Annotated in this window: 27 protein-coding genes; 15 read left to right on the forward strand and 12 right to left on the reverse strand. The window is 59.8% G+C overall.

Translation table 11 applies throughout. From position 1 onward, the window contains the following. Positions 1–12 precede the first annotated feature (12 nt). The 3 genes from GOW04_RS17410 to GOW04_RS17420 all read right to left on the reverse strand — a co-directional run bounded on the left by GOW04_RS17410 (position 13) and on the right by GOW04_RS17420 (position 1,205). A complete protein-coding gene (locus GOW04_RS17410) occupies positions 13–360 on the reverse strand; it encodes a hypothetical protein (protein ID WP_170346724.1) in 348 nt (115 codons plus the stop codon). Positions 361–371: 11 nt separating this feature from the next. Next, positions 372–617 carry a glycine zipper 2TM domain-containing protein gene (locus GOW04_RS17415; protein WP_152459414.1) on the reverse strand — a complete coding sequence of 82 codons (246 nt, stop codon included), beginning with the start codon at positions 615–617 and terminating at the stop codon, positions 372–374. A gap of 102 nt (positions 618–719) precedes the next feature. Further along, on the reverse strand, positions 720–1,205 hold the full coding sequence (locus GOW04_RS17420) for a peroxiredoxin (protein WP_171233427.1): 486 nt from the start codon (positions 1,203–1,205) through the stop codon (positions 720–722). A 99-nt stretch (positions 1,206–1,304) separates the two neighbouring features. On the opposite strand from GOW04_RS17420, the gene GOW04_RS17425 reads away from it, so the two are divergent. The 4 genes from GOW04_RS17425 to GOW04_RS17440 all read left to right on the forward strand — a co-directional run bounded on the left by GOW04_RS17425 (position 1,305) and on the right by GOW04_RS17440 (position 4,000). After that, a complete protein-coding gene (locus GOW04_RS17425) occupies positions 1,305–2,516 on the forward strand; it encodes an NAD(P)/FAD-dependent oxidoreductase (protein ID WP_171233428.1) in 1,212 nt (403 codons plus the stop codon). After that, a complete protein-coding gene (rsmD, locus tag GOW04_RS17430) occupies positions 2,513–3,070 on the forward strand; it encodes a 16S rRNA (guanine(966)-N(2))-methyltransferase RsmD (RefSeq protein WP_171233429.1) in 558 nt (185 codons plus the stop codon). The genes GOW04_RS17425 and rsmD overlap by 4 nt, the downstream gene beginning before the upstream one ends. Before the next feature lie 89 nt (positions 3,071–3,159). Next, on the forward strand, positions 3,160–3,795 hold the full coding sequence (locus GOW04_RS17435; RefSeq protein ID WP_171233430.1) for an HAD family phosphatase: 636 nt from the start codon (positions 3,160–3,162) through the stop codon (positions 3,793–3,795). Between the two features lie 25 nt (positions 3,796–3,820). Then, positions 3,821–4,000, forward strand: coding sequence for a hypothetical protein (locus GOW04_RS17440; protein ID WP_171233431.1), 180 nt, complete (start codon positions 3,821–3,823; stop codon positions 3,998–4,000). Here GOW04_RS17440 and map read toward each other — a convergent pair. Next, positions 3,988–4,800: a type I methionyl aminopeptidase gene (gene map / locus GOW04_RS17445; protein ID WP_171233432.1), complete on the reverse strand. Its 813-nt coding sequence runs from the start codon at positions 4,798–4,800 to the stop codon at positions 3,988–3,990. The genes GOW04_RS17440 and map overlap by 13 nt on opposite strands. A 269-nt stretch (positions 4,801–5,069) precedes the next feature. Between map and GOW04_RS17450 the strand changes: the two genes are divergently transcribed. Continuing rightward, a complete protein-coding gene (locus tag GOW04_RS17450; protein WP_253282521.1) occupies positions 5,070–5,465 on the forward strand; it encodes a RidA family protein in 396 nt (131 codons plus the stop codon). Position 5,466: 1 nt separating this feature from the next. Here GOW04_RS17450 and sfsA read toward each other — a convergent pair whose 3' ends face one another. Beyond that, complete coding sequence (gene sfsA, locus GOW04_RS17455) at positions 5,467–6,174, reverse strand: DNA/RNA nuclease SfsA (RefSeq protein WP_171233433.1); 708 nt, start codon at positions 6,172–6,174, stop codon at positions 5,467–5,469. Between the two features lie 50 nt (positions 6,175–6,224). On the opposite strand from sfsA, the gene GOW04_RS17460 reads away from it, so the two are divergent. From GOW04_RS17460 to GOW04_RS17475, 4 genes are read left to right on the forward strand one after another with little or no spacing between them, the layout of a single operon-like run. Continuing rightward, on the forward strand, positions 6,225–6,947 hold the full coding sequence (locus GOW04_RS17460; protein ID WP_171233434.1) for a molybdopterin-binding protein: 723 nt from the start codon (positions 6,225–6,227) through the stop codon (positions 6,945–6,947). Next, entirely contained in the window at positions 6,944–7,654 is a 711-nt protein-coding gene (locus tag GOW04_RS17465; protein WP_171233435.1) for a GNAT family N-acetyltransferase, read from the forward strand. The genes GOW04_RS17460 and GOW04_RS17465 overlap by 4 nt, the downstream gene beginning before the upstream one ends. Before the next feature lie 30 nt (positions 7,655–7,684). Continuing rightward, positions 7,685–8,242, forward strand: coding sequence for a peroxidase-related enzyme (locus GOW04_RS17470; RefSeq protein ID WP_171233479.1), 558 nt, complete (start codon positions 7,685–7,687; stop codon positions 8,240–8,242). Next, a complete protein-coding gene (locus GOW04_RS17475) occupies positions 8,239–9,141 on the forward strand; it encodes an OmpA family protein (RefSeq protein ID WP_171233436.1) in 903 nt (300 codons plus the stop codon). The genes GOW04_RS17470 and GOW04_RS17475 overlap by 4 nt, the downstream gene beginning before the upstream one ends. Here the strand turns inward: GOW04_RS17475 and GOW04_RS17480 are convergent. Further along, on the reverse strand, positions 9,134–10,096 hold the full coding sequence (locus GOW04_RS17480; protein ID WP_171233437.1) for a sodium-dependent bicarbonate transport family permease: 963 nt from the start codon (positions 10,094–10,096) through the stop codon (positions 9,134–9,136). The two genes, GOW04_RS17475 and GOW04_RS17480, sit on opposite strands and share 8 nt — an antisense overlap. Positions 10,097–10,194: 98 nt before the next feature. Between GOW04_RS17480 and GOW04_RS17485 the strand changes: the two genes are divergently transcribed. After that, complete coding sequence (locus GOW04_RS17485; RefSeq protein ID WP_171172024.1) at positions 10,195–11,112, forward strand: hydrogen peroxide-inducible genes activator; 918 nt, start codon at positions 10,195–10,197, stop codon at positions 11,110–11,112. A gap of 52 nt (positions 11,113–11,164) precedes the next feature. Here the strand turns inward: GOW04_RS17485 and GOW04_RS17490 are convergent, their stop codons facing one another. Beyond that, on the reverse strand, positions 11,165–12,070 hold the full coding sequence (locus tag GOW04_RS17490) for a LysR family transcriptional regulator (protein WP_152459401.1): 906 nt from the start codon (positions 12,068–12,070) through the stop codon (positions 11,165–11,167). Positions 12,071–12,297: 227 nt separating this feature from the next. Between GOW04_RS17490 and GOW04_RS17495 the strand changes: the two genes are divergently transcribed. Further along, on the forward strand, positions 12,298–12,738 hold the full coding sequence (locus GOW04_RS17495) for a DUF4399 domain-containing protein (RefSeq protein WP_152459400.1): 441 nt from the start codon (positions 12,298–12,300) through the stop codon (positions 12,736–12,738). A gap of 99 nt (positions 12,739–12,837) precedes the next feature. Continuing rightward, positions 12,838–13,446, forward strand: coding sequence for a LysE family translocator (locus GOW04_RS17500; protein WP_171233438.1), 609 nt, complete (start codon positions 12,838–12,840; stop codon positions 13,444–13,446). A 21-nt stretch (positions 13,447–13,467) separates the two neighbouring features. Here GOW04_RS17500 and GOW04_RS17505 read toward each other — a convergent pair whose 3' ends face one another. Then, entirely contained in the window at positions 13,468–15,495 is a 2,028-nt protein-coding gene (locus GOW04_RS17505; RefSeq protein WP_171233439.1) for an NADPH-dependent 2,4-dienoyl-CoA reductase, read from the reverse strand. A gap of 137 nt (positions 15,496–15,632) precedes the next feature. Here GOW04_RS17505 and GOW04_RS17510 point away from each other — a divergent pair, with 137 nt between their 5' ends. Further along, complete coding sequence (locus tag GOW04_RS17510) at positions 15,633–16,118, forward strand: RNA pyrophosphohydrolase (RefSeq protein ID WP_171233440.1); 486 nt, start codon at positions 15,633–15,635, stop codon at positions 16,116–16,118. 35 nt (positions 16,119–16,153) lie between these two features. On the opposite strand, the gene GOW04_RS17515 is transcribed toward GOW04_RS17510, so the two are convergent. The 3 genes from GOW04_RS17515 to nth all read right to left on the reverse strand — a co-directional run bounded on the left by GOW04_RS17515 (position 16,154) and on the right by nth (position 18,635). Further along, the gene (locus GOW04_RS17515) at positions 16,154–16,852 is read right to left on the reverse strand and encodes a glutathione S-transferase family protein (RefSeq protein WP_171233441.1); all 699 of its coding nucleotides are present in this window, start codon (positions 16,850–16,852) and stop codon (positions 16,154–16,156) included. A 152-nt stretch (positions 16,853–17,004) separates the two neighbouring features. Beyond that, on the reverse strand, positions 17,005–17,994 hold the full coding sequence (locus tag GOW04_RS17520; RefSeq protein WP_171233442.1) for an adenosine kinase: 990 nt from the start codon (positions 17,992–17,994) through the stop codon (positions 17,005–17,007). Beyond that, the gene (gene nth / locus GOW04_RS17525) at positions 17,991–18,635 is read right to left on the reverse strand and encodes an endonuclease III (RefSeq protein WP_171117154.1); all 645 of its coding nucleotides are present in this window, start codon (positions 18,633–18,635) and stop codon (positions 17,991–17,993) included. The genes GOW04_RS17520 and nth overlap by 4 nt, the downstream gene beginning before the upstream one ends. A gap of 116 nt (positions 18,636–18,751) precedes the next feature. Between nth and GOW04_RS17530 the strand changes: the two genes are divergently transcribed. Continuing rightward, entirely contained in the window at positions 18,752–19,603 is an 852-nt protein-coding gene (locus tag GOW04_RS17530; RefSeq protein ID WP_171233443.1) for a bifunctional helix-turn-helix domain-containing protein/methylated-DNA--[protein]-cysteine S-methyltransferase, read from the forward strand. 177 nt (positions 19,604–19,780) lie between these two features. Beyond that, positions 19,781–20,215, forward strand: a complete 435-nt coding sequence (locus GOW04_RS17535; protein ID WP_171233444.1) for a glyoxalase superfamily protein — start codon at positions 19,781–19,783, stop codon at positions 20,213–20,215. A gap of 60 nt (positions 20,216–20,275) precedes the next feature. On the opposite strand, the gene GOW04_RS17540 is transcribed toward GOW04_RS17535, so the two are convergent. Further along, on the reverse strand, positions 20,276–21,715 hold the full coding sequence (locus tag GOW04_RS17540; protein WP_171233445.1) for an aldehyde dehydrogenase family protein: 1,440 nt from the start codon (positions 21,713–21,715) through the stop codon (positions 20,276–20,278). Positions 21,716–21,876 lie beyond the last annotated feature (161 nt).

Below are 21,876 nucleotides of genomic sequence, written 5' to 3' on the forward strand. Positions count from 1 at the left end.
CTTCAAGCGGGCTTAGTCCAGTTGACCATTGCCGTTCTGGTCTGCCGCGCCGAAATCTTCATTCATCTGTGCATCATATTCCGATCTTGAGATAAAGCTGTCCTTGTTGCGGTCAACATTCTGGAACTGCTTTATGTCCAGAAACGGCTTGGCCTCGGCCTGACCCAGTGTGCCGTTCTTGTCTTCGTCCATGGCCTGAAACGCATAGTCCGAAAAAGCGTCGAACTCGTCTTTGGACAGGAACCCGTCATTGTTTGCGTCGATGGCATTCAATTCTTTTTCATGCAGCTCGGCCACGGTTTCGGCATTGGTGGCCGAGGCCAGGAATGCAGCTGTGAATACAAAAATCGCCCGTTTCATGTCCAATCTCCTCAGCATGCAAATCTTTGGCCTTCAATGCCACCGGCGGCAGCACCGGCTGCGGTCAGGATCGTCTTGCCCGATCCGCCGCCGAACTGGTTGCCGATTGCGCCGCCGATCAAGGCGCCGCCCAATGTGCCGCTGAGGCAGGCAATCTCGTGCTGTCGTGCGGCTTGCTGTTGCGGGGTTGGGGCCGGACCGCAGGCTGCCAAAAGCGCTGCGCCGGTCAGGATGGATGAAAATACCTTAAGTTTCATAAAAATCTCCCCAATTTTGTGCGACGAGTATTCGCGCATTGAGGCAGTGCTTCAAGTTAAATTGGGTTCACGCGGCCCCGGACAGACCGGGGCCGGCCAAATTCAGATCACCTCCAGCAGGCCTTCACCCGCCGAGATCCCGCAGGCACCGGGGTTTTCTTCCAGGTTCAGGGCCGTGATCTTGCCGTCCTCGACCAGCATCGCATACCGTTTCGAGCGCGCGAACAGGCCAACGGGCGGGGCGTCGAAATCCAAGCCGATGGCTTTAGTGAATTCTGAGGCCGCGTCTGAAACCATGGTCAGTCCGGCCGCGGTCGCGCCGGTGGATTCACCCCAGGCCTGCATGACGAACGGGTCGTTGACCGACAGGCACATGATCTCGTCCACGCCCTTGTCGTCGAACTGCTTTTTGGTGCGAATGAAGCTTGGCACATGTGCGGTGGTGCATGTGCCGGTATAGGCGCCGGGCACAGCGAAAATGACAACCTTGCGCCCTTTGGTCTTGTCTGAAATCCGAACTTCCTCCGGCCCGTCGGCCCCCATCTGGATCAGTGTTGCCTCGGGCAGAGTGTCTCCTGTTGAAATCATTTTTCAGCTCCTGTCGTTTGGATTTGCAGAATTGGGCTAAGCCGCAATATAGGTGGTCAAATCATAGAGACCACGGGAAAACTGCGGGGTGGGCAAAGCATGAGCCATATTGTCGTGATTGGCGCGGGTCAGGCCGGAGCGTCCTTGGTGGCGCGGTTGCGCAAGGACGGGTTCGACGGAGAGATTACTCTGATCGGGGCCGAGCCGCATCTGCCGTATCAGCGCCCGCCTTTGTCCAAGGCCTATCTTTTGGGAGAGATGGAGCTGGAGCGCCTGTTCCTGCGACCCGAAAGTTTCTATGCCGAAAACAACATCACTCTGCGGCTTGGCCAGCGCGTGACCGGCATCGACCCCAAGGCCAAAACGGTCACTGTTGGGGATGAAGTCATCCCGTATGACGAACTGGCGCTGACCACCGGGTCAGATCCGCGCCGCCTGCCTGCCGCCATCGGAGGCGATCTGGACGGTGTGCACGTGGTGCGCGACCTGGCCCATATTGATGAGATGGAACCCAAAGTGACCGAAGGCGCCCGCGCGTTGATCGTGGGCGGCGGTTACATCGGGCTCGAGGCCGCCGCCGTCTGCGCGAAACGCGGCGTCAAGGTCACCTTGGTCGAGATGGCCGACCGCATCCTGCAACGGGTCGCGGCGCCCGAAACCAGCGCGTATTTCCGCGCATTGCACAGCGAATACGGTGCCGACATCCGCGAAGGCGTCGGGCTGGATCGTCTGATCGGCGAAAATGGCCGGGTTGTGGGGGCCGTGTTGACGGACGGCACGACGCTGGACGTTGATTTCGTCGTGGTTGGTGTGGGCATCACCCCCTCTACCCAACTGGCCGAGATGGCAGGGCTCGAACTGGACAACGGCATCAAAACCGATGCCCATGGTCGCACGTCTGATCCGTCGATCTGGGCGGCGGGCGATTGCGCCTCTTTTCCGCATGGCGAAGGGCGTATCCGTCTGGAAAGCGTCCCCAACGCCATCGACCAGGCCGAAATCGTGGCGCAGAACATGCTAGGCGCGGCCAAGGATTATGTGGCAACCCCATGGTTCTGGTCGGATCAGTACGACGTCAAGCTTCAGATTGCGGGCCTGAACACCGGATATGACCGCGTGGTGACCCGCAAGGGCGAGGGTCAGACCGTGTCCTTCTGGTATTACAAAGGCGACAGGCTGATTGCTGTGGATGCGATGAATGATCCGCGGGCATACATGGTCGGCAAGCGATTGATCGAAATGGGCAAGACCGCTGATCCCGAAGTCGTGGCAGACCCGAACGCGGACCTGAAACCGCTGCTCAAGGCGTGAGGATCATAGCCGGAGAATTCCGGGGCCGCGCCCTCGCCCCGGTCGGCAAGGGTGATGCGGGCGCGCATCTGCGCCCCACCACCGACCGCGTGCGTGAAAGCCTGTTCAATGTGCTCAACCACCAGATCGATTTTGACGGTTTGCGGGTGCTGGATCTGTTCGCGGGAACCGGTGCGCTGGGGCTCGAGGCGTTGTCGCGGGGGGCGTCGCATGTCACCTTCGTCGATGACGGGCGGGTGGCCCAGGGGTTGATACGCAAGAACATCGACCTGACCCGCAGCGCCGACCGTACCGACTTGGTCCGCCGCGATGCGACCCGGTTGGGCGACAATCCCGGCGCGCCTTATGATCTGGTTTTTCTGGACCCGCCTTACGGGAAATCCATGGGGCAGAAGGCCGTTGCCGCCTTGGCCAATGGCTGGGTCGCGGATGATGCATTGTTGGTTTGGGAAGAAAACGCCCCGATGCAGGCGCCGGCCGGATTTAAATTGCATGACAGCCGCAAATATGGCGACACGCATATTTCCTTGATGTGGAAAGGCGTTCCAGATTGAAACGCGCTGCGCGGTTTGGTGCGGAACATGGGTGGACGATGACGGGAAAGCCTTGATAGGCCGAGCGCGAGGCAAATCAGGGATTCCATATGCACGATCTTGTCATTTTCGACTGCGACGGCGTTCTGGTGGACAGCGAGTTGGTCTCGAACCAGGTGCTGGTGGACAATCTGGCGCAACATGGCCTGCATCTGGCGCTGCATGAATGTATGTCCCTGTTCGTGGGCGGAACCATGGTGGGTGTGCGGGACAAGGCCTGCGCGATGGGTGCCGTTCTGCCCGAAGACTGGATAGATCAGATCTATGCCGAAACCTATGACCGCCTGCGCGCAGGTGTGCCATTGGTCCCCGGTATCGCAGACCTGCTTGCGGGGCTGGATCAAAAGGGTATCCCCTGTTGCGTCGCGTCGAATGGCAGCCCGGACAAGATGAAGATCACTCTGGGTCAGAACGGGCTTTGGGACCGTTTCAAAGACGTGATGTTCTCGGCCCATGTGCTTGGCACCGGAAAGCCGGACCCAAAGATGTTCCGCCTGGCCGCCGAGCACTTTGGCGCAACGGCTCCGGTGGTGATCGAAGACAGTCACAGCGGTGTCACGGCGGCGATCCGCGCCGGCATGCGTTGCCTTGCTTATGCGCCTCATGGAGGCGGTGAAAAGCTGGCGGATCTGGGGGCCGAGGTGATCACGGACATGTCACAGGCGCATGGGTTGTTGGGACTTTGACCCGCGTTTGTGCTAATGTGCACGCATGGACCGCACCCTGACACCTTTTGCCTGGACCTTTTCAAGCGACACCGAAGCCGCTGCCGGCCCCGAGCGCAAACCCATGCGCGCGCCGGTCTTCATCCACGACGCGGTCACGCCGTGGGCGGACGAAACGATCCTGCTGAAACTCCTCCGCGAACAGGCCGCGGATCAGGAGGAATAGGTCGGGTGAAACTTGCCAGCGGGTGACATGGTAAAGATATCGACCCCATCCGAGGTGACGCCCACAGAATGTTCGAACTGTGCCGACAGCGATTTGTCGCGGGTCACGGCTGTCCAGTCGTCGGCCAGAGTCTTGGTTTCGGGACGACCCAGATTGACCATCGGTTCGATGGTAAAGAACATACCCTCTTCCAGAACCGCACCGGTGCCCGGGCGACCATAGTGCAGCACGTTCGGTGGCGCGTGAAACACACGACCCAGACCATGACCGCAGAAATCACGCACGACGCTCATCCGATGTGCTTCGACATAGGACTGGATGGCATGGCCGATGTCACCAAAGGTATTGCCCGGCTTGACCATCTCGATGCCCTTGAACAGCGCGTCATGGGTCACCTGGATCAGCCGTTCCGCCTTGCGCGGCAGCTTGCCCGCCACATACATGCGCGAGGTGTCGCCAAACCAGCCATCGACGATGACGGTGACGTCGATATTCAGGATATCGCCGTCCTTCAGCTTTTTCTCACCGGGAATACCGTGGCAGACAACGTGGTTCACGCTGATGCAGCTGGCGTGCTGATAGCCTTTGTAACCTATGGTGGCCGAGGTCGCACCGGCGTCTTCGACCATCTGCGTGATCAACCCGTCAAGTGCGCCGGTGGTTTGACCGGGAAACACATGATCTGCAATATCATCCAGAATCCGCGCAGCCAGCGCCCCTGCCGCGTGCATCCCGGCAAAGTCACCTTGTTCATAGATGCGAATGCCGTCCTTGGTCAGGCGGCCACGATGCTCTTTCATCGACGCTAAGCTCCAAATGTTGCGCGCAGCATTCCTTTTACGCTGCTTGTGCAGAAAGTACCAGAGGGCGCGCGTTCAGACTGCGTAAACCATGCGAGAAACTTGGTTCCGTTGGCTCAGGATTCAAGAGTAGGGGCTGCATTGCAGCATCTCGGGCCCCACCGCCTCGACTGCAATCCGTACGGCTACTGGCTTGGACACTTTTCACGGCAGGCGGATCAGTATCTAATGATTGCACTTTTTCTTGAGAAAATCAGGGAACCGGATGCATGTCACAGAAACGAGAATTGATCTCTAACGGAAACCCCATGGAAAGCATCGTTGGGTTCAGCCGAGCGGTTCGGGTCGGGAACTTCATCGCGGTCGGGGGAACCGCACCAGTCGATGCTGAGGGCAACACAGTGGGTGTCGGCGATGTCTATCTGCAAACCAGACAGTGTTTCGAAATCATCAAAGATGCGCTTGAGCGTGCCGGGTCAGGGCTGCACGATATTGTCAGAACGCGTGTCATCCTGACCGAAATCGAAAACTGGAAACAGGCGATCGAAGCCCGAAAGCTGTATTGTCTGGATGCTCGCCCTGTAGATACTATCATGGCCATCGAACGATTTGTGAGTCCCGAGTGGCTGGTCGAGATTGAGGTTGATGCGGTCGTTTCGGACTGACTCAGCCGGCCAATATCCTCACCTCGGTCTGCACCCAAACCCCCGACGGCGTTATCCGCGTCCCGCAAACGATCCGTTCCACCCCCTGCGCCTGCGCGACCTCAAAGGCCGCCGCATAGGCCGGATCAATATCTGCGGCCAGCGCAAACCGGTCGCAATCGGTTCGCTGAACCAAATACAGCATGATCGCCCGGTGCCCTTGTGACGCCATCGCGGCCAACTCGCCCAGATGCTTGGTGCCACGGGCTGTGACGCTGTCGGGAAACTCGGCCAGTCCGGGCTGGCGTGACAGTGTCACGCTTTTCACCTCGACATAGGCATCCGGCAGGCCCGGCCCCGTCAGCAGGAAATCGATGCGGCTGTTGCCGCCGTATTTCACCTCGGGCCGGACGGTGCCATAGGCGGCCAGTTCGGGAATCTCACCGGCTTCCAAAGCAGCCCGCAGCGCCCGGTTCGGGACCGAGGTATCGACCCCGGTAAAATGCCCGTTTTCATGATCCACCAGCCGCCATCCGAATTTCAGCTTTTTCTTCGGATCGTCGTTGGGTTCCAGCCAAATCTTTTCGCCGGGCTCGGCCAGCCCCATCATCGACCCCGGATTGGCGCAATGGGCCGTTACCTCACTTCCATCCTCAAGCCTGCAATCAGCCAGAAAGCGTTTGTAGCGGCGGATCAGCCGGGCGGGGACAAGAGGGGTTTCAAATCGCATGGTTCAGGGCCTATACCTGCCCCTGAGGACGATCAAGAGGGGACAGTGCCATGGCCAATCCAACCGCAGCGATGCTGGTGATCGGGGATGAAATCCTGTCGGGTCGCACCCGCGATGCGAATATGCATTTTCTGGCGCAGGAACTGACCAAACACGGCATCGACCTGAAAGAGGTCCGCATTGTCAGCGATGACGCCCCTGCCATTGAAGCGGCCGTCAAAGCGCTGTCCGACGCCTATGACAATGTCTTCACCAGCGGCGGCATCGGCCCGACCCATGACGATATCACGGCCGATTGCATTGCCCGCGCTTTCGACACACCCATTGATGTGCGCGATGACGCGCGCGCGCTGTTGCAGGCCTATTACGACAAATCCGGGCTGGAACTGAATGCCGCCCGCCTGCGCATGGCGCGTATTCCGGACGGGGCGACGCTGATCGAAAACCCGGTTTCGACGGCGCCCGGGTTCACGCTTGCGAATGTGCATGTCATGGCAGGTGTGCCGTCGGTTTTTCAGGCGATGGTGGCGAGCGTTTTGCCAACATTGACCGGAGGCCGCCCTTTGCTGTCGCAAACTCTGCGTGTGGACCGCGGAGAAGGTGATATCGCCGCAAACCTGGCGGCCTTGGCCGAAGATTTCAGCGACCTGTCCATCGGGTGCTATCCGTTTCAGATCAACGGTGCCTTCGGGGCCAATGTGGTTGTGCGCGGCACCGACGGAGGCCGGATCGACGCGGCCACCACTCGCCTGGCGAAAGAGCTTGAGCTTTGAGCAATAACTGGGCGGAAATAGTCGACGGAACCTGGCCCGCCGCACGCTATCAGCGGCTTGGCCCGTTTCTGCTGCGTGAGGGGCAGGGCGGAGGGTCGCGCGTGTCTGCGGCCAGTGCATTGGGCCCGGCCGATGAAGACGATATCGACGCCGCCGAGGCCGCGATGCTGGCCATGGCGCAAAAACGCATCTTCTGCCTGCGGCCCGGGGATGAAGCCCTGGATGCAATGCTGGCCCAGCGGGGATACGACATTCTTGACCCGGTCAACATATATGTCTGCCCCGTCTCTCGGCTGATCGATCAGCCGATCCCACCGGTCATGGTGTTTTCAATCTGGGAACCGCTTGAGATCATGCGCGAAATCTGGGCCTCGGGCGGGATCGGACCCGAGCGGATCGCGGTGATGGAACGTGCCAAGGGCCCCAAGACAGGATTTTTGCTGCGTCACAACGACAAACCCAGCGGCGTGGCTTTTGTGGCGATGCATGCAGACACTGCGATGGTCCACGCGCTGGAAGTGTTGCCCGAACACCGTCGTCAGGGATTGGGCCACTGGACCATGCGCGCGGCGGCATTCTGGGCGCGTGATCACGGTGCGCAGAACCTCAGCGTGATCTGCACCAAGGCCAATGAGGGCGCCAACGGTCTTTATCGTGCCCTCGGGATGGAGATCGCGGGCGAATACCATTACCGTCATCTTGTCTGAACCGAAGAGGCCGCCGTGACACAAAAAGACATGCCTACCGCGCTGAACCTGCCCATGGTCGATCCGCTGCCGCCGGAAACGCAGAAATACTTTGATATCTGTGTCGAAAAACTGGGCATGGTGCCGAATGTGCTGAAAGCCAACGCATTCGATATCGACAAGCTGAACGCCTTCACCGCGATGTATAACGACCTGATGCTGGCTGACAGCGGGCTGACCAAACTGGAACGCGAGATGATCGCGGTCGTCGTCTCGTCGATCAACAAATGCTTCTACTGTCTGGTCGCCCATGGGGCGGCGGTGCGTCAGCTTTCGGGCAATCCGCAACTGGGCGAAATGCTGGTGATGAACTATCGCGTCGCCCCGCTGGTGCCGCGTCAACGGGCGATGCTGGACTTTGCCGCAAAGATGACTACCGCCAGCGCCGAGATTGAAGAGCCCGACCGCCAGCGCCTGCGCGATGCAGGCTTTTCCGACCGCGACATCTGGGACATCGCCAATGTCGCCGGGTTTTTCAACATGTCAAACCGGGTGGCCAGCGCGACGGCGATGGTGCCCAACGAAGAATATCACGCACAGTTTCGATGATCCGCGCCGCCGCCCTTGCTGCCCTGCTGATGACAGGACCTGTTGCCGCGCAGGACCTGACCCTGCCGGCCAGTGCCCGACAGATCAGCGACCGAACATCGCCACTGGACAGCTATGACCTGCCGACGGGGCCTTATGCAAATGGCTCGGTTCCCGCAGAAACGCGCGAAGGGCGCGTGGAACGCTATACGTGGCGGCTTCAGGCTGGGTCGAGCACGACATTGCAGCTGCTGGCACCGTTGCGGGATCAGATCGAGGCGCAGGGCTACAAGATCCTGTTCGAATGCGACGCGCGGGTTTGCGGTGGTTTCGACTTTCGCTTTGGCACCGAGGTCGTGCCAACCCCGGACATGTATGTCGCCATTCAGGATTACCGTTTTTTGTCGGCCACCAAGGGGCCGGTTGCCCTTAGCCTGCTGGTCAGCCGCAATCCCCCGGATGGCTATGTTCAGATGATCCGGGTCACACCCCAGGACGCGCCGGACCCGGACCCTGTGGTGGTCGAGCAAGCTGTGGAAGGCTCGGTCGGGGTGTTGGAGGCCTTGGCGACAACGGGCCACGTGATCCTGGATGATCTGCATTTTCCGACGGGCGAGGTTGCCCTGGGCGAAGGGCCGTTTGACTCGCTGACCTTGCTGGCCGGATACTTGACCGACAACCCGAACACACGCCTGGCGTTGGTGGGGCACACTGACGATACCGGTGCGTTACAGGCAAATATTGCGGTCAGCAAAAGCCGGGCCGAGGCGGTGCGAACCCGCCTGATCGATGCGCATGGCGTGGCACCCGCACGGATCGAAGCGCAGGGTGTTGGCTATCTGTCTCCGCTCACGTCGAATGCAACTCCGGAAGGGCGCGATCTCAACCGTCGGGTCGAAGCCGTATTGCTGGTCAACTGACCCACCACAGGTACAGCGGCAATCCGACGGTGATGTTGAACGGAAACGACACCCCCAGCGACAAGGTCAGATAGATCCCGGCCTCGGCCTTTGGAAGGGCGATCTTCATAGCGGCGGGAACCGCGATATACGAAGCCGAGGCTGACAGCACCATGAACAGGAACAAGCTGCCCTGTGGCAAGCCTATCACGGCACCTACCGCCCAGGCCATAAATGCGCCGATCAGGGGCATCAAAACACCAAAGGCGAACAGGCCAACCGACAGCTTGTCTCGGTTGCTGATCAGGCTGCGCCCTGCCGACAAGCCCATATCCAGCAGAAACAGGCACAGAATTCCGGTGAAAGGCGTCACGATGAAAGGCGCGATCATCTGCATGCCTTCACCACCGGTGATGGCTCCGATCAGGAAGGCACCGGTAAGCAGAACGATCGAGCCGTTGGCCAGCAGATCGCGCCACAGCTTGTCATCCTTGACGCCATTGCTTCCGGTCTTGTGTGCCAACCAAAGCGCCGACAGGATTGCGGGCACCTCCATCGCAGCCGCAACGGCCACCATGAATCCGTCATGGGTCAGCCCCACCAGATCCAGCAGGCTGGTGGCTGTAACAAAGGTGACGATCGAGATCGAACCATAGTGCCCTGCCACCGCCGCCGCGTTCAGCGCATCCAGGCGTGTCATCACCCTGAGCAGGCCAAAGGCCACGAAGGGGATGGCAAAGGACAAGGCGACACCGCCCAGCAGCGTCAGGAACAGTTGCAGGTGAATGCCATGCGCGGCCAGACTGGCACCGCCTTTGAACCCGATGGCCAGCAGCAGGTAAAGCGACATGAACTTGGCCGCGCCCGCCGGAATGGACAGGTCACTGCGCACAAAGGCCGCCAGAAGCCCAAGAGCAAAAAACAGTATGGTCGGCACCAGCAGGTTGCTGGACAGTGTCTCGATCACTCCGGGCATAATTAACTCCTGATCCCTCGTTTTCGGGTTAGGTGCCTTGCAAAACTGATTTCGCCAAATACTATCTTTCTAAGTTATAAATAGTTTTAGGCTATGCAATGCGCCCGACACTACGACAGTTGGAATACATCGTTACGGTCAGTCGCCTTGGGCGATTCAGTTTGGCAGCCGAGGTGCTGAATGTCAGCCAGCCCAGCCTGTCGACGCAAATTGCGACTGTAGAACAAGAGCTTGGCGTTCGGATCTTTGAGCGTAACCGTGGTGGTATCCAGGTGACGGCGAAGGGAGAAGAGTTCATCTTGCGCGCACAGAAGATCCTGGCAGAGGTCAAGGACCTGCGCCACGCCATGTCGAACGATATGCCCGTCGGAGGACGATTGCGACTGGGGGTTTTGCCTTCGATCGGGCCTTATCTGTTGCCGCAAGCCATCAAACAGGTGCACCGGATTCGCCCCGGATTGCGCATTGCGGTGCGCGAGGAAAACACACTGGATCTGGAACAGGGTCTGAAATCCGGTCGATTTGATCTGATATTGTCCACGCCCGAAGACCATCCGAATACCGTGCAACACCGGTTGTTCAACGAACCTCTTTGGGTCGCCGTTGCCGTCGATGACGTTCTGGCGCGGGATTTGCAGGGTGTCAGTGCCACCGATCTTCAGAACCGGATCTTCCTCACCCTGGATCAAAGCCACCGCCTGTCGCGCATCGTCTATGCATTGGCGGCGGAATGCGGTGGGGTTGTTTCGGATGAGTATGAAGGCACGACGCTTGATTCCATTGTTCTGATGGCGGCTTCGGGTGTTGGTGTTGCGGTACTGCCTGATCTTTATGCTCGCAGACAGGGGATCTACCGCGACGAGGTGCGCTTGCGACCGCTGTCCATCGCCAATGCAAATCGCGATATCGCCCTGTTGGCACGCAGTTCCGAAACCCCACCGCCGGGTCAGAATGTGCTGACGGACAGCTTGCGCACTTCCGCCCGGTCCATGGGACTGTCAGTAATCGACCCGTAAAAAAAGGCCCGCACATTTACATGCGGGCCAAAGGTTGGTCTTCAGGGAGAAATTACCAGTCCATCGGACCCTTCCCGTGGAAGGAATCAACGAGGAAATCGATGAAGGCCCGCACTTTGGGTTGCGTAAAGCGGCCCGGCGGGTAGACAGCGTAAACGCCTTGAACTTCGTCAGGCAGGGACGGCATTGCATCGACAACCAGCCCGGCCTTCAGGGCTTCAGCGTAAAGATAGCTGGGCAGATATGCGATACCCAGGCCGGAAACCGCTGCGTTCAACAGGGATTGGCCATCATTGACACTCAACCACCCGGCGGTACGAACCTGACGTTTTTCGCCGGAGGGCGCGGTCAGTTTCCAGACATTGCCCGAGGATTGGCTGGAATAATGCAGCAGCTTGTGTTCGTTCAGATCATCGATCTTCTGCGGCCGGCCGAACCTTTCGACATAACTGGGCGCGGCGACCATGCGTTTGACCGTCTCGGTCAGTTTGCGGGCGCGCAGTGTACTGTCTTCCAGCTCACCAATACGCACGGCCACGTCAAATCCTTCGGAAATCAGCTCGACATAGCGGTTGTTCAAAACCATGTTCACAGTGATGTCGGGGTAGGCTGCAAGGAACTCGGACAGAACAGGTGACAGGTGATTGACGCCGAAATCCGTGGCAACGCTGATGCGCAAAAGACCAGACGGGGCCGATTGCATTGACGTGACCAGTGAATCCGCTTCTCCGGCATCATTCAACACGCGCCGCGCGCGGTCATAATAGGCCAGCCCGATTTCCGTTGGTGAAACCCGGCGCGTGGTTCGGTTCAACAGCCGTGCTCCCAGGCGCGCCTCAAGGCTTGATACGTGTTTGGACACAGCTGATTTGGAGATGCCCATCTTTTTGGCCGCATCGGTGAAGCCACCCTGGTCCACCACATTGGCGAAGGCTTCCATTTCGGTCAGTCGGTCCATACTCGTTCCCCAGATCTTGATTTCCGTCCTGACTATGGCGCTGAATCTGGGCGGAAACGGGGCAGACATGGGATAATATCAGGGATTTGAATCGGATCGTTTGCGTATGGGAAACGTAGAAACAGTGGTTTCCAAACGCGCCTCAGGCATTGTGATGCTGTGTTTTTCAGACAATCGCGCTAAGATCTCACATTGAGAATGGCATTTTTGTGACCAGGGAGGAGATCATGAGAACCTTTTTCGCCATTGCTGCGCTTTGCCTTTCGGTGGGCTTTGCGCATGCCGGAGGAGAGACCCCATCGAATCCTGATGCAAAGGTCTATTTCGTCAACCTGTCGGATGGCGATACCGTACAATCACCGGTCACGGTTGTCTTTGGCCTAAGCGGCATGGGCGTCGCGCCCGCCGGAACCGAGAAAGAAAACACCGGGCACCACCACCTGTTGCTTGACCGTCCTCCGCTGGGTGAAGGCGAGGATGGCGCGGATGAGTTGGCCAATGGTTTGCCCGCCGACGATAATCACATGCACTTCGGAGGCGGTCAGACCGAAGTAACGCTGGATCTGGCGCCGGGCCAACACACCCTGCAATTGGTTCTGGGCGACGCCGGGCATGTGCCGCATTCCCCGCCGATTGTATCCGAGGTGATTACGATCACCGTTGAATAGCCGCAGGCCCTTGAAACCGTCCGTTCGGTTCATGTGAGGGAAAGGCATTTACATTTTCGGCGCACTTAGTGAATCTGCCTGCATTTGCAGGGGGTAATAATGTCGCTGGAATTCTTCATCACATCATTGATTGTTGTTTTGCTGCCGGGTACCGGCGTCATCTATACTTTGGCTGTCGGTCTTGGGCGCGGGTTTCGTGCAAGCCTTGCCGCAGCCTTCGGATGCACACTTGGGATCGTTCCGGCGGCCTTGGCCAGCATCATCGGACTTGCAGCCTTGCTGCACACCAGTGCCGTCGCGTTTCAACTCATCAAATATCTTGGCGTCTTGTACTTGTTCTACATGGCATGGGGTATCCTGAAGGACGGCGGTGCCATGGATGTCGCGGCGGAGAAATCCGCAAAAAGCGACTTTGGAATTGCCGTGACAGGAACGCTGATCAACGTTTTGAACCCAAAGTTGTCGCTATTCTTCCTGGCCTTTCTGCCTCAATTCCTGCCGGCGAATGCAGCAAATGCAGGAATGGAACTGGCCAAACTGGCGCTGGCCTTCATGGCCATGACATTTGTTGTTTTTGTCGGGTATGGCGCATGCGCCGCACTGGCGCGGGACTATGTGATCCGACGCCCTGCTGTGATGGCGTGGATAAAGCGGTGTTTCGCAACCGCTTTTGGTGCCTTGGGTGCAAAGCTCGCGCTGTCGGACTGAAGACACTCTGAACGAGTGGCTTCAGAACTCTGCGGCAAGGCGTGTGCCCTGATTGATCGCGCGTTTGGCGTCAAGTTCCGCGGCCACGTCCGCGCCGCCGATCACATGCGGGGTGATCCCGCGTTCGATCAGCGCGTCGGCCAGCGACCGCTCGGGCACCTGTCCTGCACACAGAACGATCGTATCCGCCTTGATGACGGTCGGATCGGCGCGCTCTTCTCCGAACGAGACATGCAGCCCCTCGTCGTCTATGCGTTCATAGTTCACGCCGCCCACGAAGTTGACATCCTTCATCTTCAGCGTGGCGCGGTGGATCCAGCCGGTGGTCTTGCCCAGCCCCTTGCCATGCGCCTGCTTCTTGCGTTGCAACAGCGTGACCTGCCGCTTGGGCGCCTCGGGCTGCGGGCCTTCGGGCGCCAGGCCTGCGCGGTGCTGCTCGGGGTCGGCGACGCCCCATTCCTTCATCCACAAGGGCAGGTCGGTGGTGGGCGAATGGCCTTCCTCCAGCAGGTATTCCGACACGTCGAAGCCGATGCCGCCCGCGCCGATCACGGCCACCGATTTGCCCACCGGGGCCTTGTCGCGCAGCACGTCGATATAGTTTACGACATTGTCGCTGTCCTCGCCCGGGATCTGCGGGTCGCGCGGGTTGACGCCCGTGGCGATCACCACCTCGTCGAACCCGACCAGATCGTTGGCGCCGACTTTGCGGCCCAGTTCGACCTTGACGCCCAGATCGTTCAGCATGGTGCGGTACCAGTCCACCAAGCCCCAGAACTCTTCCTTGCCCGGCACCTGCTTGGCCATGTTCAGCTGGCCGCCGATCTCGTCGGCTTTGTCAAACACGGTCACGTCATGGCCGCGCTCCGCCGCCGTCATCGCCGTGGACAGGCCCGCCGGCCCCGCGCCCACGATGGCCACGCGCTTGGGCGTGGCGGCCTTTTCGATCACCAGCTCGGTCTCGTGGCAGGCGCGCGGGTTCACCAGGCAGGAGGTCAGCTTGCCGCTGAAGGTGTGATCCAGGCAGGCCTGGTTGCAGGCGATGCAGGGCGCGATCCTGGCCGAGTCACCTGCCATCGCCTTGGCTACGAAATCCGCATCCGCCAGCATCGGCCGCGCCAGAGAGACCATGTCGGCACAGCCCTCGGCCAGCACCTGCTCGGCCACTTCGGGCGTGTTGATCCGGTTCGAGGTGATGACCGGAATCCCCACCTTGCCCATCAGTTTCTTCGTCACCCAGGCAAAGGCCCGGCGGGGCACCGATGTGGCGATGGTTGGAATCCGCGCCTCGTGCCAGCCGATGCCGGTGTTGATGATCGTGGCCCCGGCCTTTTCGACCGCTTGCGCCAGTTGCACCACCTCTTCGAAGGTCGAACCATTGGGTACAAGGTCGATCATCGACAGCCGGTAGATGATGATGAAATCGGTGCCCACCGCCTCGCGGGTGCGGCGCACGATTTCCAGCGGCAGGCGCATCCGGTTCTCATAGGACCCGCCCCAACGGTCTGTGCGCTTGTTGGTGTGGGTCACCAGAAACTGGTTGATGAAATACCCCTCGGACCCCATGATCTCGACCCCGTCATAGCCCGCCTTTTGGGCCAGCACGGCGGCGTTCACGATGTCGCTGATCTGCTTCTCGATGCCGTCCTCGTCCAGTTCGTTGGGGGGGAAGGGCGAGATCGGCGACTTCACCGGGCTGGGCGCCACGCATTTCGGCCCGTAGGCATAGCGGCCCGCATGCAGGATCTGCATCGCGATCTTGCCGCCCGCCTGATGCACACGGTCGGTGACGACGGAATGATTGGCCACGTCCTTGTCGCTGGTCATCATTGCAGCCCCCGGCAGGACCGAGCCTTCGAGGTTCGGCCCGATGCCGCCCGTGACCATCAGCGCCACGCCACCGCGCGCGCGGGCGGCATAGAACTCAGCCACCCGGTTCCAGTCGCCGGTTTCCTCCAGCCCTGTATGCATCGAGCCCATCAGGACCCGGTTCTTCAACGTGGTAAAGCCCAGATCCAGTGGTGCCAGCATGTTTGGGTACACAGTCATGGCAAAACTCTCCCTCCTGAATTTGCGTGATAGATTGACGTTCGCGTAAACTTTGTCACGCGAAACCCCACGTCACCCTCTTTGCTGTTGCGCCGGTGATTGCTAGAGGTGGGCGAAACAACACGATGAGGCCGCGCATGACCCCCGAAGAAATTGCCAAACTGCCCTATCGCCCCTGCGTCGGGCTGATGCTGATGAACGATCAGGGCCAGATCTTCGTCGGTCAGCGCAACGACCGGTTCGAGGACGCCTGGCAGATGCCACAAGGCGGCGTGGACAAAGGCGAAGACCCTCGTGATGCGGCCTTGCGAGAGCTGTGGGAAGAAACCGGTGTAACCGGCGATCTTGTGGAAATCGTGGCCGAGACCGAGGGCTGGCTGCCCTATGACCTGCCGCATGACATCGTGCCCAAGATCTGGAAAGGCCGGTATCGTGGGCAGGAGCAGAAATGGTTCCTGATGCGGTTTCTGGGAACCGACGACCAGATCGACATCCAGACGGATCACCCCGAGTTCACCCGCTGGAAATGGCAGGACTCCGATCGCCTGATCGCCGAGATTGTGCCTTTCAAACGCGAGGTCTACGAGCGCGTCATGGAGGCCTTTCGTGGGTATCTGCGCTAAAAAGGGCTGCGACAGCTCCGTGCCGGCGTCCCGACTCAGGCATTCTGTTTTGCGTAGACAGGCGTGCCGTCGGGCTCATAGCCGATGACCCCCGGCTCCCACCACCAGATCGGGTTTGCCTTGAAACTGTCGCGCGCATCCAGCCGGTCGAGCAGCGCCGAAACCTTGCCGTATTGGTCCAGTTTCAGGTCGACACCAAGCGGCCTTGCCTGCACGAAACGCACATGGGCGGCCAGAAAGATATCCTGCATCGACAGGTAGCCCGGCACGAAACCACCCTCGTCGCTCAGCCGGTCCTCCAGCCAGCCCAGGATGTGCGCCAGCTTTTCGGCCGACCGCTGAAGATGCGTGCTCTGGTCCACGCTCACGCCGGACCATTTCATTTGCGAGATGGTCGTGGCCGCGTTGCCGAAGGTCTGGATGGTCGAGAAAACCAGCTTGTCCTGCCACTGCGCGTCCGCGGGCCGAAAGGCAAAGGGCGCCAGTTTCGGCGCGGCCTGCGGCCTGTCCGGATAGGTCGACAGCAGGTATTCGACGATGGTGCCGCTTTCCCACAGCACAAGATCGCCGTCCCAGAATGTCGGCACCTGTAATGTCGGAGTCGCCTGCGCGCGTTGCTTGGCGCTGGGCGTGGTGATTTCCTCTCGTCTTTCGTAATCCAGCGAAAGTTCGTCCAGAACGATCCTGACCGCCCTTGCAAATGGCGATCCCGTCGTGAACAGCAGTGCTCTCATGACAGCCCCCCCTTTTTGATGCGAAAAGCATAACGCTGTCAGAGCTAGCCCTGCCAGCAAAAAAAAGGGGCGCCGCGGCCCGGTGTTCAGGCCGCGCTTACAGGGTCGAACCGCGTTTTTTTACCGGAGAAAGGCGCGTGAAACCCGCGTCCTCAAACCAACCCTTCTTCCCTCAGCAGCTCCAGCATGTTCGCCTCGGGGCGGGGGCCGATATGGCTGATGACCTCGCGGGCGCAGACATTGCCGATGCGGGCGCAGGTCTCGTAATCGCGTCCCGTCGCCATGCCGAACAGGAACCCGGCGGCAAACTGGTCGCCGGCACCCGTTGCATCAACGGGGACGACCTTCTCGACCGGTACGTCAATGCGAGCATCACCGTTCATAACCGTCACCCCGTCACCCGAGCGGGTGCAGACCACCAGCGGGCAGATCGCCGACGTGCGCCGCAGCGCCTCTTCCAGGTCGTCGGTCTCGAACAGGGATTTGATCTCGGCCTCGTTGCCGATCACGAAATCCAGCTCGTTTTCAATCAGCAGCAGGAAATCCACCCGATGCCGTTCCACGCAGAACGGGTCGGAAATGGCGATCCCGGCTTTGCCGCCACCCTTGTGACAGGCACGTGCGGCCTCAAGGAATGCCGCCTTGCCTTTTTCCTTGTCGAACAGATACCCCTCGAGAAACATGATCTGGCTGTTTCCTGCGACCTCATCGGAAACGTCCTGAGACGACAGTTCCGAGGAAATGCCCAGATAGGTGTTCATCGACCGCTCGCCATCAGGCGACACAAAGATCATCGAGCGTGACGTCGGCAATTCGCCACCCGGAACAGGCGGGTTCACGAAGTCGACGCCATCTTCGTTCATCGCATCTGCATAGAACCGGCCCAGAGCGTCATCGTGTACCCGGCCGATAAACGCTGCATCCAGCCCAAGAGCGCCTGCGCCCGCAATTGTATTAGCTACTGAGCCGCCCGGCGTTTGAACTCGGCTTTCCATCGAGGCGTACAGCACCTCGCCGCGTTCCTGTTCGATCAACTGCATGATGCCTTTTTCGATGCCCATCAGCTCCAGAAAGCTGTCATCGGCCTGGGAAATCACGTCCACAACGGCATTTCCGATGCCGGTCAGTTGATAAGTCTTCATAGGGTTTTGTCCTCGAATTGGCAGAGATCACGGATGATGCAGGTCGGGCATTGCGGCTTGCGCGCCTTGCAGTGGTACCGGCCATGCAGGATCAGCCAGTGATGCGCATGAAGTTGAAAGTCAGCGGGAATATTGTCTTCGATGGCGCGTTCGACCGTGTCCACATCCTTGCCGGGGCAAATACCGGTGCGGTTGCCGACGCGAAAGATATGGGTGTCCACCGCCTGCGCCGGTTGCCGCCACCACATGTTCAGAACCACGTTGGCCGTCTTGCGGCCCACACCCGGAAGGGATTGCAGGGCAGCCCGGGAATTGGGAACCTCGCCGCCATATTCGTCAACCAGGATACGGCTGAGCTTGATGACGTTCTTGGCCTTCTGGCGGAACAAGCCAATGGTTTTTATGTGCTCGATCAGGCCGTCCTCGCCCAGATCCAGCATCTTTTGCGGCGTGTCGGCGATCTTGAACAACTCGCGCGTCGCCTTGTTGACGCCCGCATCCGTGGCCTGCGCCGAAAGGGCCACGGCGACGACCAGAGTATAGACGTTCACATGCTCCAGCTCGCCCTTGGGTTCCGGGTCGGCCTCTTGAAAGCGCGTGAAAATCTCGCGGATCGTATGATAGTCGAGTTGCTTTGCCATCCGGGCCTTAATGCCGTCCACCGCGCCCTGACACAAGCACAAAGCCAATGCGCAAGTTCCGGGTCGCGGCAGCGTGGCCGTCGCGCTATGGTTTTGTCAGATGATGAGGTGGAACCATGAACGTCCAGACCCCAGAAAGCGGTTATCATTACAACGTCATGCGCCGGGCAATCGAGTTGATCGATCAGGGCGGTGAAGGCCTGAGCCTTGATGAACTGGCCCGCCAGATGGATATGAGCCCGGCCCATTTCCAGCGTTTGTTCTCGCGTTGGACCGGAGTGTCACCGAAACGGTACCAACAATACCTGACGCTGGGCCATGCGAAAGCATTGTTGCGTGAACGGTTCACGACATTGGAAACGGCCCACAATGTGGGCCTGTCCGGCAGCGGGCGTCTGCATGATCTGTTCCTGAAGTGGGAATCGATGAGCCCCGGCGAATATGCCCGCAAGGGCGAAGGCCTGACGATCTATTGGGGGTGGTTCGAATGCCCGTTTGGCCCTGCGCTGGTCATGGGGACCGACAAGGGCATCTGCGGCATCGCCTTCGGTGCCGAGACCGGCGAAGAGGCCGCGATGGAAGACATGATCTCGCGTTGGCCCAAGGCAACGTTTGTCGAAGATCCGATGCGCCTGCGTCCTTGGGCGCTGAGTGCTTTTGGCGCTGCCAGCGACCGGTTGGAGCCGACACCGCTTTTCCTGATCGGATCACCTTTGCAAATCAAGGTGTGGGAAGCGCTGATGCATATCCCGACCGGGCAGGTCACGACCTATTCCGAGATCGCCCAGCGAGTCGGCTCGCCGCAAGCCGTTCGCGCCGTGGGAACGGCAGTTGGCCGCAACCCGGTCAGTTGGTTGATCCCCTGCCATCGGGCATTGCGCAAATCAGGGGGTCTGGGGGGCTATCACTGGGGCTTGCCTGTCAAGCGTGCCATGCTGGCCTATGAGGCGGCGCAGGCAGACGCCTGATTGACATACGGCCCGGCCGCTGCCAAAAGGCACCTCAGGTTCGGGTCCCCTGCCGTTCGCGGCCATTGGCTTTGGTGAAACCCGGTTTGAAAAGCATCTGTTGCCCTTTCCCGGCGCGCGGATGGAAATGCGAGCCCCGTCCTGACTTCGCGCCCGTTCAAGGAAACGAGGCACATGATGACACGATCCCGAACCATTGCTCCGGTTGAAGAGCTGAAAGCGCAGGCGAAACGCCTGCGGGAAGAATTGAAAACGAAGGGCGTTTCGCTGTCGCACAGTGCGGCGTTGGAACTGCTGGCCCATCAGCATGGCGTTCGAGACTGGAACACCTTGCACGCAATTGCCGGAAACCGGATGCATCTGCGCGTGGGTGATCGGGTCGAAGGGCGCTATCTGGGTCAGGCGTTCACGGCCGAAATTCGCGGTATGACCATTCTTGGCGATGGCGCGCGTCGCCGAGTGACCCTGCATTTCGATGCGCCGGTAGATGTGGTGCGCTTTGACAGCTTTTCTGCATTTCGACAGCGCGTCACCGGCGAGATTGGGTGGGACGGTCAATCCCGGCGCCGCACGTCCGATGGCGTACCCCAGCTTGTGGTACGTCCCCTATAGGGGGTTGCGGGCGGGGCCAACCGCGTTGCCCCGCCCGATCTGTCTGCTTAGCAGGTAAAGTTACTCTGCCGCCCAACCACCGACAGCTTTGATCTCGAGGAAGTCCTCAAGCCCAAAGACGCCGCCTTCACGCCCGTTGCCGGATTGCTTCATGCCGCCGAACGGTGAGCCCGCGCTGCGCGATTGTCCGTTCATTTCGACCATGCCCGACCGCAGCGCCCGCGCCATGCGATTGGCACGCGCGCTGTCCTGCGTCTGAACATAGTTGGTCAGGCCATAGGGTGTATCATTGGCGATTTCGACAGCCTCTTCTTCGGTGTCGAAGGGGATCATGGTCAGAACCGGGCCAAAGATTTCTTCGCGGGCGATGGTCATCTGGTTGTTTGCATCGGCAAAGACCGTGGGGCGGACATAGTAGCCCTTGTTCAGCCCCTCTGGCCGTCCCGTGCCGCCTGCGACCAGCCGCGCCCCTTCATCGATGCCCTTCTGGATCAGGTCCTGAATCTTGGTCCACTGAACTTCATTCACCACCGGTCCGATATGGCGGCCTTCCTCTGAGGCAGGGCCAACCTTGACCATGTTTGCGACCTCGGCCGCGGTTTCCACAGCCTTGTCATAGATCGGGCGTTGCACCAGCATCCGGCTGGGGGCGTTGCAGCTCTGGCCGGTGTTTTGCATCATGTGCAGCACCCCACGCTTGACCGCCTTATCGTCCGCGTCCTCAAAGATGACGTTGGCGCCTTTGCCTCCAAGCTCAAGATGTACTTTCTTGAGGGTATCAGCCGCATTTTTGGAAATCGCGGTGCCTGCGCGGGTCGAGCCGGTGAAGCTGACCATGTCCACATCCGGATGGCCCGAAAGTTGCGAACCAACACCCGCGCCGTCGCCGTTGACCAGATTGAACACACCGGGCGGGAAGCCTGCCTCGTCCATCATCTCGGCAAAGATCATCGCGTTCAGCGGGCTTTGTTCCGACGGTTTCAGCACCATCGTGCAGCCCGCAATCGCAGCAGCCCCAACCTTGAGCGTGATCTGGTTCATCGGCCAGTTCCACGGCGTGATCAAAGCGGCAACGCCAACCGCCTCGTAAATGATGCGATCATTCGGCGCATGATCCCCCAGCGGGCGTTCAAATTCGAACGCCCTGGCGGCGCGGATGAAGTTCTTCAGGTGATAGATGCCGGCGCCCGCCTGCGCCGAACGCGCCAGATCGATCGGGGCGCCCATTTCCAGCGACATCGCCTGCGCCAGATCCTCTGCCCGGGTTGCATAGAGTTCGACCAGTTTTTCCACCAGCGCGATGCGGGTTTCCACTGGCGTGGCCATCCAGCCCGGTAGGGCGGCCTTGGCCGCGGCAACGGCCGCATTCGTGTCGGCTTCGGCGCCAAGCGAGATCACGGCGCAGGGGTCTTCGGTCGACGGGTTGATGACCTCGAAGTCATTGGGCTGCGATGGGGCCACCCACTGACCATTAATATAGAAATCCCGCTTTTCGATCATCCTGAGCCCTCCTGAAGGTCTGCCTGAAACCGGCTGTTCGGGGCCACTCTGTCACCCATGCACAGGCTGAGCAATAGTGAATTTGATCAAATTATTTTCGGGCAATGCCCACGAAATCCGTATCGCCAGGCGCGATGGACGGTTTAACCTGCACACAAAGT

It is taken from the genome of Ruegeria sp. HKCCA4812 (genome assembly GCF_013034245.1).
GTDB lineage: Bacteria > Pseudomonadota > Alphaproteobacteria > Rhodobacterales > Rhodobacteraceae > Ruegeria.